The organism is Tritonibacter mobilis F1926 (assembly GCF_000376545.2).
In the GTDB taxonomy this organism is placed as follows: domain Bacteria; phylum Pseudomonadota; class Alphaproteobacteria; order Rhodobacterales; family Rhodobacteraceae; genus Epibacterium; species Epibacterium mobile.
The window spans coordinates 337,446-351,929 of record NZ_CP015230.1; the positions used below are offsets into that span (position 1 = coordinate 337,446).

A 14,484-nucleotide genomic window follows, 5' to 3' on the forward strand; every position below is an offset into this window, starting at 1 on the left:
TCAGACTCCAAATACGGTTGCGCCGGTATCGGCGGAGGTCACGGAATTGCGGAACAGGGCGAAGAGTTCGCGGCCCGTACCGTGCTGATAGGATGTGAGGTCGGCGGTGGCGGCGGGGCGGTCGAGCACGCCTTCGGTCAGCACCTGCAGATCGCCGCTCAGCGCATCCACCCGCACCACATCGCCATCCTGCAGTTTGGCGATTGCGCCGCCGTCCAGGGCTTCGGGCACCACATGGATCGCCGAGGGCACCTTGCCAGAGGCACCTGACATGCGTCCATCGGTAACAAGGGCGACTTTCTGCCCGCGCCCCTGCATGATCGACAGGAAAGGCGTCATGGAGTGCAGCTCCGGCATGCCGTTGGCCTTGGGGCCCTGGAAGCGGACCACGATGACCACGTCGCCGTCGTTGAGTTCGCCCGCCTTGAAGGCGGCCTTGGCCTCGTCCTGATCGTGGAAGACCCGCACCGGAGCTTCGACCACACGGTGCTCCTCGGCCACGGCGGAGATCTTCATCACCCCGGTGCCGAGGTTGCCGCTGAGACGCGCAAGGCCGCCGGTCTTTTGGAACGGATCTGAAGCAGGGCGCACGATCTTGTCGTTGAGCGTTTCCGAGGTGCCCTTGCGCCATGTTAGTGCGCCTGCATCAAGGAACGGCTCCATCAGGTAGGAACCAAGACCCTCACCGGTCACGGTTTTGGTGTCGGGGTGCAGGTAGCCCGCGTCCAGCAGCTGACCGATCATATAGCCCAGACCGCCTGCGGCGTGGAAGTGGTTCACATCCGCCAGCCCGTTGGGGTAGACCCGCGCGATCAGTGGCACCACATCAGAGATTTCGGAGAAATCCTGCCAGTCGAGGATGATCCCGCCTGCGCGTGCCATGGCGATCAGGTGGATCAGTAGGTTGGTGGAGCCGCCGGTGGCCATCAGCCCGACCATGCCGTTCACGAAAGCCTTCTCATCAAGGATATCGCAGGTCGGCGTGTAGTCATTGCCAAGCGCTGAAAGTGACAGCGCACGTTTCGCCCCTTCTTTGGTCAGCGCATCGCGCAGCTCGGTGCCGGGATTGACGAAGGAGGAGCCGGGCAGGTGCAGCCCCATGAACTCCATCAGCATCTGGTTGGTGTTGGCGGTGCCATAAAACGTACAGGTGCCGGGGCCATGGTAAGCGGCCATTTCGGCCTTCAGCAGCTCATCCCGACCGATCTCACCCTTGGCAAACTTCTGGCGGATCTGCGCTTTTTCGTCATTCGAGAGACCAGACGTCATTGGCCCCGCAGGCAGGAACACTGATGGCAGATGGCCAAAGGCCTGCGCGCCAATCACTAAGCCGGGGACGATTTTGTCACAGACGCCGAGGAAGACAGCGGCGTCAAAGACGTTGTGCGACAGCGCGATACCCACCGACATGGCAATGCTGTCGCGCGAAAACAGCGACAGCTCCATGCCCGCTTCGCCCTGCGTGACGCCATCGCACATGGCCGGAACGCCGCCTGCCACCTGCGCGGTGCCACCAGCTTCGCGCACGGCTTCGCGGATCAACATCGGATAGGTCTCAAACGGCTGATGTGCCGAGAGCATGTCGTTATAGGCGGTGACGATCCCGAGGTGGCCGCCCGTGCCGGCGGCAAGTGTTTCCTGATCCGGGCCGGTGGCAGCATAAGCATGGGCCTGACCGGAACAGCTGAGGTGCGCGCGTGCGGGGCCTTTGGAGGCGGCGGCGCGCATCCGGGCAAGATAGGCCTCGCGCGTGGGACGGCTGCGTTCAATAATACGGTCGGTGACGGCGGCGAGTGTGGCATTGAGCGACATTGGCGTGCCTCCTTTTCAGATCTTACAACAGGGTCAGGCGCCGATAGCGCGCCAGCGGCGACCGTCGCGGTGCAGCAGCAAAAGCGCGTCTTCGGGGCCGGAGCCGCCCTGATCATAGGGTTGCGGCGTGCGAGTCGAATTATCCCACGCGTTGATGATGGGGTCGGCCCAGGTCCAGGCGGCCTCGACCTCATCGCCGCGCATGAACAGGGTCTGGTTGCCGCGGATCACATCCATGATCAGGCGCTCGTAAGCGTCCTGCGGGCGACCGGCCTCGGGCAGGCTGTCGGCAAAGGTCATGTCCAGATCGGCAGAGGTCAGGCGCATACCGCCGGGTCCGGGGTCCTTGATAGTGGTCTTGAGCGTGATGCCCTCGTCCGGTTGCAGGCGAATAACCAGCATATTGCCATCAATGGCATTGTCCTCGCCAAAGATATTATGCGGCGGCTTGCGGAAGTAGACGGCGATTTCCGACACCCGCTCGCGCAGGCACTTACCGGTGCGCAGATAAAACGGTGTGCCCGCCCATCGCCAGTTCGCGACCTCGACCTTCATCGCAACAAAGCTCTCGGTGCGCGAATGCGGGTCACCTGCGTGATCGAGATAGCCATCTCCTCCCGTCTTGGCGCGATACTGGCCGCGCACGATGTCATCCGCAGCAACCGGCTCAAGGCTTTCGATGACCTTGAGTTTCTCATTGCGCACAGCATTGGGCTCAAAGGTCGAGGGCGGCTCCATCGCGGTGAGACACAAAAGCTGCATCAGGTGGTTTTGCACCATATCCCGCATCGCGCCGGATTTGTCGTAGTATTCACCACGCCCCGCCACAGAGATGCTCTCGGAGACGGTGATCTGCACGTGGTCGATGTGATGCGAGTTCCACTGCGGCTCAAAGAGCGAGTTGGCAAAGCGCAGCGCCATCAGGTTTTGCACCGTTTCTTTGCCAAGGTAGTGGTCGATCCGGTAAATCTGGCTTTCTTCAAAGTGTTCGCGCAGGGCTGCGTTCAGCGCCTGCGCCGAGGCCAGATCGTGACCAAAGGGTTTTTCCACCACGATGCGGCTTAGGTCGTCCGCGATGCCTGTGGATTTGAGCCGCCCGGCAATGTCACCAAACAGCGAAGGCGCAACCGAGAGGTAAAACGCCCGCACCACGCCATTGCGCAATTTGCTGCCGAGGTCGGACCAGCCGCCACCTCCCTTGGCATCGACGGAGGCATAGTCCAGCAGCGCCAGAAACCGTTCGACATCTGGTTCTGCATCGGCGGGGATGTCGCCAAATTCCTTCAGCGCATCTCCCACGAGGGTCTGGAACTCGCCCTGATCCATCTTGGAGCGTGACGCCCCGATGATGCGGCTGGTGTCGTCGAACTGGCCGATCTGGAACCGGTGGAACAGGCTCGGCAGGATCTTGCGCCGTGCAAGGTCGCCGGTGGCGCCGAACAAGACGAAGTCGAAACTGTCTACGGGGATGACGCGGGATACCATAAGTGTCTTCCTCTTGGTTGGCGGGTCAGGTTGAAAGCTTGGCCAGCAGGCCACGGGTGGAGGCATCTTTTTGTGATGCATCTGCCCCTTCGACCATGGGCAGGAGGCGGGTCGCCAGTTCCTTGCCCAGCTCGACGCCCCATTGGTCAAAGGAGTTGATCCCCCAGATCACGCCTTCGGTGAACACACGGTGTTCATATAGCGCAACGATCTGGCCAAACACGAAAGGCGTCAGTTTGGGATAGGCAATGGTCACCGAGGGACGGTTGCCGGGAAAGCTCAGATGCCCGGCCATCCGGTCAGCGTCAGCGCCGCTAAAGCCACGTTTTTCGGCGATCTCGCGCGCCTCATCCCAGGACCGCCCCAGCATCAGCGCCTCGGACTGAGCGAGGCAATTGGCCTTCAAGAGGTTGTGCTGATGGGTGAGATTGGGCTCGTGACCTGTGGCGGCGATCAAGAACTCGGTGGGGACCACCTGCGTGCCCTGATGGAGCAACTGATAAAACGCATGCTGGCCATTGGTGCCCGGCTCGCCCCAGACCACCGGACCAGAGGCGCGGGGCAGAGGGCTGCCATCCAGCGCGACGGACTTGCCGTTACTCTCCATATCAAGCTGCTGCAAATAGGCAGGCAGGCGGGAGAGCCGCTGATCGTAGGGCAGCACCGCGCGCGAAGCATAGCCGCAAATATTATTGTGCCAGACACCGATCAGCCCCAGAAGCACGGGCAGGTTTTCAGACAGTGGCGCGCTGCGGAAATGCTCATCTATCGCCGCTGCGCCATCAAGGAACGCGCGGAATGCCTCTGGCCCCACGGCAATCATGATTGGCAGGCCGATCGGCCCCCACATGGAATAGCGCCCGCCCACCCAGTCGGCAAAGCCAAAGACACGGGCGTCGGGAATGCCCATCGCGGCGGTTTTGTCCATCGCGGTCGATACCGCCGCCAGATGCGCCGAGACATCTTCGCCAAGCGTGCCTTGTAGCCATGTGATGGCGGTCTGGGCGTTGGTCATCGTCTCGATGGTGGTGAAGGTTTTCGAAGCGATCACGATCAATGTGGTCTCAGGGTTCAACCCCGCCAACACATCATGAATATGCGCGCCGTCCACATTGGAGACAAAATGGCACGCAGGCCCGTCGTGATAGGGCGCGAGCGCCAATGTCGCCATCACGGGACCAAGGTCAGAGCCGCCGATGCCGATATTCACCACATCCGTAAACGCCTTGCCGGTTTTGGTGGCATAGGTGCCATCGCGCAGGGCAGTGGCAAACTCACCCATCCGCGCCAGCACGTTCTGAATGCCGGGCACCACGTTCTCGCCGTCCACCTCGATCACCGCATCTGCGGGCGCGCGCAGGGCGGTGTGCAGCACCGCGCGGCCCTCTGTCGTGTTGATCTTCTCGCCTGACATCAATGCATCGATCTTTGACGCAAGGTCCGCACCCTCCGCCAGTTGCAACAGCAACGCGCGCGCGGTGTCATCAAGCGCGGTCTTGGAGTAGTCCAGCAACAGATCGTTGACAGAGACCGAGTATCGCTCAAACCGAGCGGCATCTTTTGCAAAGAGATCGGTCAGCGGTGTGGTCTCGGTTGTGGCCCGGTGGGCAGAGAGTTGCTGCCAAATGTCACTCATCAAGTCGGCTCCTCGTGGATCGCATCGGGATGGCTGCGCGACCGGCGACCGCGCGCGGGATCCGTTTCGCGGCCTATATGCCAAGTTAGCGCTAACAATGCCAGTTCTATTTCTAAAATTTCACACTCTTGCAACATGCCAGCAGTGTTCAAGGGAATGTCACAGGCGCGCAGGCGCTGCAAAACTCTGCTTTAGCGTGTTTGCGTCGCGATCTGTATGGCACGCCGTTAGAGATGGACCAAGACGACTGGGCAGTTTTTTGCAACTTGTGTGAAGCGCTTCATATTGCGCGTTTTCAGATCGCGTTACCTTTTTCGCAGAAAGGGCAATTGATCGCCCTTATCGCCAGAGGATACCGATATGATCCAACACATTAAAACCTTTGCCCTGGCTGTGCTGATTGTTGGCGTTAGCCTGACCAAAACTTATGCAGACGGCGGATTTTGTGCCGATAAGGCACACGGCGTGGAACTGACGCAAGCGCTGGACACGCAGATCCTTTGATCGTTACTGTGTCGTTTGAGTGCGCCAAGCGCATCTGAGTTACCTCGTGAGACGTCGCAACGGGTTTTACCCGGGCGGCGTTCTCACGGTTTGGGTGGGGCGAGCGCGCCCGAGTCGATGCCACCAATCTCAAAGAGATGATGCAAGACCGCCTCGACCCCGTCTCCGTGGCGCATCGCAGTAAAGACAAATGGCAGCCCCCGGCGCATCCGGGTGGCGTCGCGTTCCATCACCTCAAGTGAAGCCCCCACATGTGGTGCCAGATCGGTCTTGTTGATGATCAACAGATCGGAACGGGTGATGGCGGGGCCGCCCTTGCGGGGGATTTCCTCGCCCGCTGCGACGTCGATCACATAGAGCGTCACATCCGCCAGTTCCGGTGAAAACGTCGCAGAGAGGTTGTCTCCGCCGCTCTCGATCAGCACGATCTCGACCTCCGGGTGGCGTTTTTGCATCTCGGCCACGGCCGCGAGGTTGATCGAGGCATCTTCGCGGATCGCCGTGTGCGGACAGCCTCCAGTCTCGACGCCAATCACACGGTCCTGCGGCAGTATTTGCTGCCGCATTAATGCCTCGGCGTCCTCCTGTGTGTAGATGTCATTGGTGATCACACCGATGGAGTGATGATCCTTCAGCGCGCGGGCCAGCTGCGCCGTCAGGGTGGTCTTGCCTGCACCCACGGGGCCTCCGATTCCAACGCGAAGTGGGCCGTGGTGCGAAGTGGTCTTCGAGATCATGAGCGGAAGATCCTTGAATATTGGGTTTCATGGCGCATGGATGCGATATCTGCGGCAAAACTCGCACCAAAGAGATCGTCGAGCGTGCAGGACAAGGCGGCTCCGGCTGTGTCGCGCAATTGCGGCGAGAGAGCGCAGAGGCGCTGCTGCGCGTCTGTCTGACCGAGCGCCAGAAGTCTTTGGCCAGCGGCGATGAGGTTTGCGAGAAACGCATGCAGATACATCTGCACGGTGAGATCCAGCGGGATGTCATGTTGCCGTGCGGCACATCCCACCGCCACCGGATAGGTAAGCTGCGCAAGGTCATTCCCCCAAGTGGCGGCTGTGGTTCGGCAAAACGCCGCGCCTTGCAGGTCGGTCTCTTGCAAGCGTTCGCCCGTGGGGCAAAACGCGCGGGCGGTGGCGTCGATCTCGGACAGGTCCGCAGCCGTCTCTGCCCGATAGGCACAGGCCAGCAGCATCGCGTCAGAGCGTGCGCCCCCATGGGTCAGAAGGTCTGTCAGCCACCGGGATAACCCGTTCCCATCGCTGACGTGCCCCTCTGCCACCGCACACTCAAGCCCGTGTGAATAGGCAAAAGCCCCCACCGGATAGGCGGGCGAGAGCCATTGCACCAACAAAAGCGCGGCCTCAGTGCTCATGGCTGTGGTCGTGATCGGCGTGGCCGTGATGATGCGTATGCCCATGTTCATGCGCATGGGTGCGCCCGTGGCTATATGCGCCACCTTCCGGGGTAAACGGCTCATCAACCTCGCGCACAGTGGCACCGAGGTGGTCGAGCATCGCGCGGATCACATGATCTCGCTGGATCAGCAGGCGGGTGTCTTCGATCTGGCAGGGGGTATGGCGATTGCCGATGTGCCAGGCGATCCTTGGCAGATGGTCGGCAGTGACCTCCAACAGCGGCTCAGAGGCTGCGACCACAAGCACCTCGCCGCCGCCCTCCAAAAGAAGAACGCCGCCATGATAGAGCGAAGTCGTATTGGGCAGGTCAACCAGCAGGCGCTCACCGCTTTCGCAGGTCAGCACCTTGCGACGCAGAAAGCGGGCGTCATAGTCGAGCACCACGCGGTCGCGAGGGCTCTGGTCATGCGGGTGCCCGTGGTAGTGGCGGGCGGTCAGCCGGGGGGCGCTCATGACAGGCCCCCCGCTGTGGTCGTTTTCAGGTATCTCTGCGTGCAGAGGCTCAGACGTACATGATGTCCGAGAAGACGTGTTTTACAACGTCGTCGCGCTTCAGGCCGCGCTTTGCCAATTCCTCGTCGGACAGCGCCATCAAGGTGCGGGCGCGGTTCACACGATGGTTGGATTCTGCGAGGTGAACCAGACCGTTGCCAATCGCGCGGAAAAAGCCTGCGATCAGGCCCAGCGGATTGAAGGGCGCGCGTGTTTGTGCGTTCGATGCGTATGCCATGGGGATATGCTCCTGTGTTCAAGAATGTCTCTCCCGTGACACCAATATAGCTGCGGTGCAGCAAATAGGTAGGTAGTGTTGACGCATTCCCGCCATGCGCCTGTGACAAGGCAAGGGGTGAAGATTCTGATTTTGCTGAATATTTCGGCATGATGATGGGGCCTTTGATGGATTTGTCGCCGTGTTTTGGCAAGGGGGCAGCCGCGCGACCATCTCTTGGTTGCAGCTGGGGTGCGCTTCAGAACAGGAAATACCGCTGCGCCATGGGCAGCTCCGCCGCAGGTTGACAGGTCAGCAGTTCCCCATCCGCGCGCACCTCATAGGTTTCCGGGTGAACCTCGATATGTGGTGTCGCATCGTTGAGCTTCAGCGCGGATTTACCGATCCCCCGCGTGCCCTTCACGGCGAGCGTTTGCTTTGCCAGGCCAAGTTTGCCGCGAATGCCCGCCGCTTGCGCCGCCTCTGACACGAATGTCACGGCGGAGTGTTCAACAGAGCGGCCATAGGCCCCCCACATGGGCCGGGAATAGACCGGTTGCGGCGTCGGGATCGAGGCGTTGGGATCGCCCATCTGGGCACAGACAATTGTGCCCCCCATCAGCACCATTTCCGGCTTCACGCCAAAAAACGCCGGGTTCCACAGCACCAGATCGGCGCGTTTGCCAACCTCGATCGAGCCAACCTCATGCGAGATACCATGCGCGATGGCCGGGTTGATGGTGTATTTCGCCACATAGCGGCGAACGCGGAAATTGTCGTTCTCGCCGACCTCATCCGAAAGCCGCCCGCGCTGTTTCTTCATCTTGTCGGCGGTCTGCCACGTGCGGATGATCACCTCGCCGACGCGCCCCATCGCCTGACTGTCCGACGCGATGATCGAGAACGCCCCCATATCGTGCAGGATGTCTTCGGCCGCGATGGTTTCCCGGCGAATGCGGCTCTCGGCAAAGGCCACATCTTCGGGGATGGATTTGTCGAGGTGGTGACACACCATCAGCATGTCGAGGTGTTCTTCGAGTGTGTTCACAGTGAAGGGCCGCGTCGGGTTGGTCGAGGACGGCAGCACATGCTCCTCGCCGCAGATCTTGATGATATCGGGGGCATGGCCACCGCCTGCGCCTTCGGTATGAAAGGCATGGATCGTGCGGCCTTTCATGGCCTTTACGGTATGTTCGACAAAACCCGATTCATTCAGCGTATCGGTGTGGATCATCACCTGCACATCCATCGCATCGGCAACCCCGAGGCAGCAGTCGATGGCGGCGGGGGTAGTGCCCCAGTCCTCGTGCAGTTTCAATGCGCAGGCGCCCGCGTTCACCTGTTCCTCGATAGCAGCCGGCAGCGACGCATTCCCTTTGCCTGCAAAGGCGAGGTTCATTGGAAACGCATCTGCGGCCTGCATCATACGACCAAGGTGCCAGGCACCGGGGGTACAGGTGGTGGCCAAAGTGCCATGCGCTGGCCCGGTGCCTCCGCCCAGCATGGTGGTGAGGCCAGAATGCAGCGCATCCTCGATCTGTTGCGGGCAGATATAATGGATATGGCTGTCAAACCCACCCGCCGTGAGGATACGCCCTTCGCCCGCGATCACCTCGGTGCCGGGGCCAACGATAATGGTCACATTGGGCTGGGTGTCGGGGTTTCCGGCTTTGCCGATAGCATGGATGCGCCCATCCTTCAGGCCGATGTCAGCCTTGTAGATGCCGGTCCAGTCAAGGATCAGCGCATTGGTGATCACAGTATCAACCGCGCCCGCCGCGCGTGTGGTCTGTGCCTGCCCCATCCCGTCACGGATCACCTTGCCGCCGCCGAATTTCACCTCCTCACCGTAAGGTCCGGTGAGGTCGCGCTCCACCTCGATGATCAGGTCAGTATCGGCCAACCGCACGCGGTCTCCGGTGGTGGGGCCATACATGGCGGCATAGTCAGAGCGGGAGATTTTGGCGGGCATGTCGGACTTATCCTGCTGTTCTGGATGTGTTTTTCTTGTCAATGCACGGCAGAGAACAGGGTGTTCTGTGTCTCGTGCATTTGGGAAGGTCGTGATGTGTGAAGATTGGGAGGCTCCTGAGCCGCTGCGGCTCGCCCTTCATCAAGGAGCGCCTTCTCGTGTCTATATTCAGTTTTTCCTGATCCTGCTTGTCGAGGCAGATCGGTAAGTCGAGATCTCGAAATGACCCGCCCGGACGACAGGCCGGGCCGCGTCCGACCCTCCCCCAGGGAGGGCGCGTGGGCATCGTGGAGGCAGGCGAACCCGGTACTCTGGGGCGTGAGGGCGCGTTCATCAGCGAAGGCAACAGCGCCCACCCAGGCTCGGTCGCGGCCCTCAGCGAGTCCATCACAACTCCCCCATTACCTGAGCATTGAACCCATAGACCTTGCGCGCACCCCCAATCGGGATCAGTTGCACTTCGCGGCGCTGACCGGGCTCAAACCGCACGGCGGTGCCGGCGGCAATGTCCAGACGCAGGCCACGGGCGGCGGTGCGGTCAAACTCCAGCGCCGGGTTGGCTTCGGCAAAATGGTAGTGGCTGCCCACCTGAACCGGGCGGTCGCCGGTGTTGGCAACCATCAAGGTGAGGGCCTCGGCCCCCTTATTCAGGGTCAATTCGCCACTGGCGGGGAACATCTCTCCGGGGATCATGTGAAGCGCCCCTCAGCCTGCGAGCCCAAGCGCGGTGCCTGCAAGAACAACGCAGGCCCCAAGGACGCGGGGCAGGGTGGCGCTGCGCTGCGCCAAGGTCAGCCCGCCCGCAACACCGGCGCCGTGCAGCAGAGCCGTGGAGAGCGCAAAGCCTGCCAGATACGGCAGGGCCGAAGCTGCACCGATTTCCGCACCGTGAGCATGGCCGTGAAACAGCGCAAAAAGCCCAGTGATCGCCGTTGCCCCCGCAAGCGGCATCCGGAGTGCCAGCGCAGCCATACCGCCCAGCACCATCACAGAGGCGAGGATCATCGGCTCTACCAGGGGCAGTTCCACGCCGCGCATGGCGAAAAGGAACCCGAGCGTCATCATGCCCACAAAGGCGGTCGGTAGCAGCCAGAGTGCGCGGGTCTCACCCGTGCGGTGCGCCTGCACAACGGCCCATAGGCCCACCGCCACCATGGCGAGGATATGATCCGGGCCGAACACCGGATGGCTGACGCCAGCGGCAAAGGATCCATGCCCGGCCGGGTCCAGATGCGCAAAGGCAGGGCTGGCGGTCGGCAGGGCAGCGAGGGAAAGGGCAATGCGGGATTTCATATCGGTCAGTCCTTGGAAAGCGGTCAGTCAGCGAATGGGGTTATGCACGGTCACCAGCTTGGTGCCGTCGGGAAAGGTGGCCTCGACCTGAACCTCGTGGATCATCTCGGGCACGCCGGCCATGCAGTGTGCACGGGTGATGACCTCGGCCCCGGCCTGCATCATCTCTGCGACGGAACGGCCATCGCGTGCGCCCTCGACCACAGCATCGGTGATCAGCGCGATCGCCTCGGGGTGGTTGAGTTTGACCCCGCGGGCGAGCCGCTTGCGCGCGACCTCGGCGGCCATGGCGACCAGCAGTTTGTCCTTTTCTCTCGGGGTCAGGTTCATGGGTGTGGCGCTTTCATGGTCAAAGTCTCCAGCAACGGGGCAGGCCACCCTCGGTCAGCCTGTCAAGAAGGGGCAGAAGGCTCTGGCGCAGGACAAAACTATCCACCGCCAAGAGCCGCATGTGCAGTAAATCGGGGGCGAGGAGCGAGGCGCCGCCGAGGGCGTCGCCACCGTCCGGCAGGTGAGCGCGCAGCCATCCCAGCGTGGCCTCTGCTTCTGGTGCGGCCAGCAGGAGGGTCGCCATCGCACTGCAGCGGGCCGACAGGACGCCAGCCACGCCCGGACGGCTAAGCTGCGCGGCCAGATCGCCTTGCAGATGGATTGCATCGCGATAAATGAGCTGTCCCGCGCGCCGGATCTGGATGTGATCGCGAAACCGGGCGGATGTAAGCGCCTCGCCCATTGCGGCGCGTCCAAACACCAGCGGCTCCACCAGCAAGAGCCGTGCGTCCTCTGCCAGATCGGCTTGCAAACTCCGGGTAAAATCGCTGCGCTGAAAGAGGATGGTTTCCTGTGGCAACCAATTGAGGCGGGCACGTGCGGCGACGTTCAGGTGTGTGGTCATCTGCCCGGTCTGTCCGGGCTGCGCGCGATAGGCGCGTTCGGCCGCTTGGGTGGTGAGGGTCATCTGGCTGCCCTCTCCGGCCTCGGCTTTGAGGGAAAACCGGTCCCCACCGGTAATGCCGCCTGCGGTGTTCACGGCCACGGCTTCCAGCGTTTGCCTGCCCGTGGGAAACAGCAGCTTGAGCGCTCCGGACTGATGCAGCGCATCCAATGCGACCTTGCCGTCAGGACGCAACTTGCTGCTGACATGCGCGTGCCCCATGGCGCGGGGCTGCTGTTCCGGGGCAGCCGTGATCGGGCTGTGAGACCCGGGCGTGGTATGTGCGATATGCGTGATCGCGCTCTCCCTGAATACCGCCCTGAGACACTGCAAAGAAGATAGCTGCGTGTATCTGTGCGTCCTTGCCGACTTTGCGAGGGCGGAGGGCGGGGCGCTATTCGGAGCGCTGTCTGCGAGGGCGGCGACCTATCGCTGTGTTGATATTTTGGGCGAAATAAGCCGATTTGCCAGCAAAATAGGCAAGTCAAGAAAGCGGGGGCGCTCCCGCCCGGTTTGCCTGCATTGAAAATGCCGTCAAACCCGTTGGGCCCCGCAGCGCACCTGCGGTGCGCTGCGGGTGCTCTCTGACGGGCGTGTCTTGTCGTCTCTGCGCAATGGGATTGGCCTTTGGCGATCGGGTGAGCTATGCACAGGACCAAGTGTTTAACTTGCAAAGGACATTTCAGCATGACTCCGCTTCAAGGTCTCAAGGTGGTGGAACTCGCCCGTATTCTCGCTGGTCCGTGGATCGGACAAGCCTTGGCGGATCTGGGTGCGGAGGTGGTGAAGGTCGAAAGCCTCGAAGGCGATGACACGCGTCGCTGGGGGCCGCCCTTTGTGGAGCGGGACGGAGACAAGACCGCAGCCTATTACTATGCCGCCAACCGGGGCAAAACATGTGTCACCGCAGATTTTCGCACGCCAGAGGGGCAGGCCAAGGTCCGCGATCTGGTTGCGGGCGCAGATATCCTGATCGAGAACTTCAAGGTCGGCGGACTGGCGAAATATGGCCTCGATTATGAAAGCCTCGCTGAGGTGAACCCGCGGCTGATTTATTGCTCGGTCACGGGGTTTGGGCAGGATGGGCCTTATGCCAGCCGTGCGGGTTATGATTTCCTGCTGCAAGGCATGTCGGGGCTGATGTCGATCACTGGTGCAGCGGAGGGTGAGCCGCAAAAGGTGGGCGTCGCGATCACGGATGTGGTGACAGGGCTATACGGCAGTATCGGCATTCTGGCCGCAGTCGAGCAACGGCATCGGACCGGACGGGGACAGCATATTGATATGTCCCTGCTGGATTGTGCCACGGCCATGCTGGCGAACCAGAATATGAACTATCTGGTGACGGGTAACAGCCCCACCCGCATGGGTAATGAACACCCCAATATCGCGCCCTATCAGGTGATGGCGGTGCGCGATGGGCATGTGATCCTTGCGGTTGGCAATGACGGTCAGTTCACGCGGCTGTGCGATGTGCTGAACCTCGGAGGTCTCAAGGATGATCCCCGTTTTCTCACCAACCAGCTGCGGGTCGCAAACCGCGGTGATCTGACGCCGATGCTGGCGGCGGCTCTGGCACAGTGGAGCCAGGCGGATCTACTTGCCGCATTGGAGGCCGCGACCGTTCCGGCGGGGCCGATCAACACCATCGGGCAGGCGTTCGACGACGCGCAGATCAAACATCGACAGATGCAGATCGCGCCCGAAGGCGTGCCGGGCGTGCGGGGACCTTGGGTATTTTCGGATGCGGAACTGGCGCTTGATCGCTCGGCACCGGTATTGCCGCGCAAGGCGGACTAACTGGGCGGATAGGCATCAAGTGTTATGCTCAAGGGCACCTCATCGCCCAGCAGACGTCGCACCTTGGGGTCGAGGCGCGGGCTATCCTTTGGCAGGCCACCCACATCAGCAAGGGCCTCGCGCGCAGTGCGTTTTTCCTCAAGCCGCACCCAGACCGTGCGGGTGGAAAACGGGCGACGATTGGCCCCGGCAGAGACGCCTAGGACCAGCCCTTGCAGAAAAGAGATCTGATGCGGGTGTTCCGGCATCAATATCGTCTCTGAGAGAGCGCCGACGGTGTTGCGGGGGCGCTCTGTCAGACACAACCGTCCGCCGCGTTCTGCAACCAGCCCCAGATAGGTGCTGCGCTGGCGGATGCTGCCATCACTTGCGTGGGCGCGCTCAAATGTGTGGCTTACCACATAGCCATCGACCTCTTTGAGGTGGATCAGCGAGCGCAGCACCTGTCCGGGCCATGTGGGCGTGCAAAAATACCCATGATAGGTGCCGAGAAACCGTCGCAGGGGGCGGGCCTGATCGGCAAAACCCGTGCCGATGTGCCAAAGCGGCGCGGGGAGCTTTGGCGCGGTGGTCGGGCGACGCGCGGCTGCGAAGTGATCGGGATCCGTAAATAGATCGGCCTCACCCACGTTGAAATGATGCGCGATGCGGCGCAGGTTATGCGCCGAGGGCAGTCCGGCCCCCGAAAGGTAGCGGTTGAACTGTTGCCGGTTGAGGCCGATCTCGCGGCAGATCTGCGCGATCGAGGGGGCCTCGGCGCAGAGAAACCGTAAATTCTGACTGAAGGCCGTGCGCATGGTTTGAGCTTTCGCGATGTGACGCGACTGTGCGTACATCTGCATCATCCCGCGTACAAGTGCGCAGTTTCGCCCTGTCCGGATTTCGCGCACACTCTGCCCAAACGCATAAGGAAACGAG

General features: G+C 61.7%; 15 protein-coding genes. 2 read left to right on the plus strand and 13 right to left on the minus strand.

Features of this window, described 5'->3' with window-relative positions; translation table 11 throughout:
- The 3 genes from edd to pgi are packed head-to-tail and all read right to left on the minus strand — an operon-like array spanning position 1 to position 4,933.
- Positions 1–1,812, minus strand: a complete 1,812-nt coding sequence (gene edd, locus K529_RS01655) for a phosphogluconate dehydratase (RefSeq protein WP_046002520.1) — start codon at positions 1,810–1,812, stop codon at positions 1–3.
- 33 nt (positions 1,813–1,845) lie between these two features.
- Positions 1,846–3,297, minus strand: a complete 1,452-nt coding sequence (gene zwf, locus K529_RS01660) for a glucose-6-phosphate dehydrogenase (protein ID WP_046002519.1) — start codon at positions 3,295–3,297, stop codon at positions 1,846–1,848.
- 25 nt (positions 3,298–3,322) lie between these two features.
- Positions 3,323–4,933 (minus strand): glucose-6-phosphate isomerase, encoded by a 1,611-nt coding sequence (gene pgi, locus K529_RS01665; RefSeq protein ID WP_005615369.1) that lies wholly within the window; start codon positions 4,931–4,933, stop codon positions 3,323–3,325.
- A 360-nt stretch (positions 4,934–5,293) separates the two neighbouring features.
- Between pgi and K529_RS23400 the strand changes: the two genes are divergently transcribed.
- The gene (locus K529_RS23400; RefSeq protein WP_009176862.1) at positions 5,294–5,437 is read left to right on the plus strand and encodes a hypothetical protein; all 144 of its coding nucleotides are present in this window, start codon (positions 5,294–5,296) and stop codon (positions 5,435–5,437) included.
- 83 nt (positions 5,438–5,520) lie between these two features.
- On the opposite strand, the gene ureG is transcribed toward K529_RS23400, so the two are convergent.
- From ureG to K529_RS01710, 9 genes are all read right to left on the minus strand, one after another.
- The gene (gene ureG, locus K529_RS01670) at positions 5,521–6,174 is read right to left on the minus strand and encodes an urease accessory protein UreG (protein ID WP_005615372.1); all 654 of its coding nucleotides are present in this window, start codon (positions 6,172–6,174) and stop codon (positions 5,521–5,523) included.
- The gene (locus tag K529_RS01675) at positions 6,171–6,815 is read right to left on the minus strand and encodes an urease accessory protein UreF (RefSeq protein ID WP_005615374.1); all 645 of its coding nucleotides are present in this window, start codon (positions 6,813–6,815) and stop codon (positions 6,171–6,173) included. Before K529_RS01675 ends, ureG begins: the two co-directional genes overlap by 4 nt.
- Complete coding sequence (ureE, locus tag K529_RS01680) at positions 6,805–7,311, minus strand: urease accessory protein UreE (RefSeq protein ID WP_005615376.1); 507 nt, start codon at positions 7,309–7,311, stop codon at positions 6,805–6,807. Before ureE ends, K529_RS01675 begins: the two co-directional genes overlap by 11 nt.
- Before the next feature lie 49 nt (positions 7,312–7,360).
- Complete coding sequence (locus K529_RS01685; protein ID WP_005615377.1) at positions 7,361–7,588, minus strand: hypothetical protein; 228 nt, start codon at positions 7,586–7,588, stop codon at positions 7,361–7,363.
- A 238-nt stretch (positions 7,589–7,826) separates the two neighbouring features.
- Positions 7,827–9,539: an urease subunit alpha gene (gene ureC, locus K529_RS01690; RefSeq protein ID WP_005615379.1), complete on the minus strand. Its 1,713-nt coding sequence runs from the start codon at positions 9,537–9,539 to the stop codon at positions 7,827–7,829.
- Positions 9,540–9,926: 387 nt separating this feature from the next.
- Positions 9,927–10,232 carry an urease subunit beta gene (locus tag K529_RS01695; protein WP_046002518.1) on the minus strand — a complete coding sequence of 102 codons (306 nt, stop codon included), beginning with the start codon at positions 10,230–10,232 and terminating at the stop codon, positions 9,927–9,929.
- 12 nt (positions 10,233–10,244) lie between these two features.
- Complete coding sequence (locus K529_RS01700) at positions 10,245–10,832, minus strand: HupE/UreJ family protein (protein ID WP_046002517.1); 588 nt, start codon at positions 10,830–10,832, stop codon at positions 10,245–10,247.
- Between the two features lie 27 nt (positions 10,833–10,859).
- Positions 10,860–11,162, minus strand: a complete 303-nt coding sequence (locus tag K529_RS01705; protein ID WP_046002516.1) for an urease subunit gamma — start codon at positions 11,160–11,162, stop codon at positions 10,860–10,862.
- Between the two features lie 19 nt (positions 11,163–11,181).
- Positions 11,182–11,988 carry an urease accessory protein UreD gene (locus tag K529_RS01710; protein WP_046002515.1) on the minus strand — a complete coding sequence of 269 codons (807 nt, stop codon included), beginning with the start codon at positions 11,986–11,988 and terminating at the stop codon, positions 11,182–11,184.
- Between the two features lie 465 nt (positions 11,989–12,453).
- On the opposite strand from K529_RS01710, the gene K529_RS01715 reads away from it, so the two are divergent.
- Positions 12,454–13,566: a CaiB/BaiF CoA transferase family protein gene (locus tag K529_RS01715; RefSeq protein WP_005625351.1), complete on the plus strand. Its 1,113-nt coding sequence runs from the start codon at positions 12,454–12,456 to the stop codon at positions 13,564–13,566.
- On the opposite strand, the gene K529_RS01720 is transcribed toward K529_RS01715, so the two are convergent.
- A complete protein-coding gene (locus K529_RS01720) occupies positions 13,563–14,402 on the minus strand; it encodes a helix-turn-helix transcriptional regulator (protein WP_227512256.1) in 840 nt (279 codons plus the stop codon). The genes K529_RS01715 and K529_RS01720 overlap by 4 nt on opposite strands.
- Between the last annotated feature and the right edge of the window lie 82 nt (positions 14,403–14,484).

Excerpts from the sequence above, each read along its gene's own strand:
- edd (WP_046002520.1), bottom strand. The coding sequence starts at position 1,812 with ATGTCGCTCAATGCCACACTCGCCGCCGTCACCGACCGTATTATTGAA.
- zwf (WP_046002519.1), bottom strand. The coding sequence starts at position 3,297 with ATGGTATCCCGCGTCATCCCCGTAGACAGTTTCGACTTCGTCTTGTTC.
- pgi (WP_005615369.1), bottom strand. The coding sequence starts at position 4,933 with ATGAGTGACATTTGGCAGCAACTCTCTGCCCACCGGGCCACAACCGAG.
- K529_RS23400 (WP_009176862.1), top strand. The coding sequence starts at position 5,294 with ATGATCCAACACATTAAAACCTTTGCCCTGGCTGTGCTGATTGTTGGC.
- ureG (WP_005615372.1), bottom strand. The coding sequence starts at position 6,174 with ATGATCTCGAAGACCACTTCGCACCACGGCCCACTTCGCGTTGGAATC.
- K529_RS01675 (WP_005615374.1), bottom strand. The coding sequence starts at position 6,815 with ATGAGCACTGAGGCCGCGCTTTTGTTGGTGCAATGGCTCTCGCCCGCC.
- ureE (WP_005615376.1), bottom strand. The coding sequence starts at position 7,311 with ATGAGCGCCCCCCGGCTGACCGCCCGCCACTACCACGGGCACCCGCAT.
- K529_RS01685 (WP_005615377.1), bottom strand. The coding sequence starts at position 7,588 with ATGGCATACGCATCGAACGCACAAACACGCGCGCCCTTCAATCCGCTG.
- ureC (WP_005615379.1), bottom strand. The coding sequence starts at position 9,539 with ATGCCCGCCAAAATCTCCCGCTCTGACTATGCCGCCATGTATGGCCCC.
- K529_RS01695 (WP_046002518.1), bottom strand. The coding sequence starts at position 10,232 with ATGATCCCCGGAGAGATGTTCCCCGCCAGTGGCGAATTGACCCTGAAT.
- K529_RS01700 (WP_046002517.1), bottom strand. The coding sequence starts at position 10,832 with ATGAAATCCCGCATTGCCCTTTCCCTCGCTGCCCTGCCGACCGCCAGC.
- K529_RS01705 (WP_046002516.1), bottom strand. The coding sequence starts at position 11,162 with ATGAACCTGACCCCGAGAGAAAAGGACAAACTGCTGGTCGCCATGGCC.
- K529_RS01710 (WP_046002515.1), bottom strand. The coding sequence starts at position 11,988 with ATGGGGCACGCGCATGTCAGCAGCAAGTTGCGTCCTGACGGCAAGGTC.
- K529_RS01715 (WP_005625351.1), top strand. The coding sequence starts at position 12,454 with ATGACTCCGCTTCAAGGTCTCAAGGTGGTGGAACTCGCCCGTATTCTC.
- K529_RS01720 (WP_227512256.1), bottom strand. The coding sequence starts at position 14,402 with ATGTACGCACAGTCGCGTCACATCGCGAAAGCTCAAACCATGCGCACG.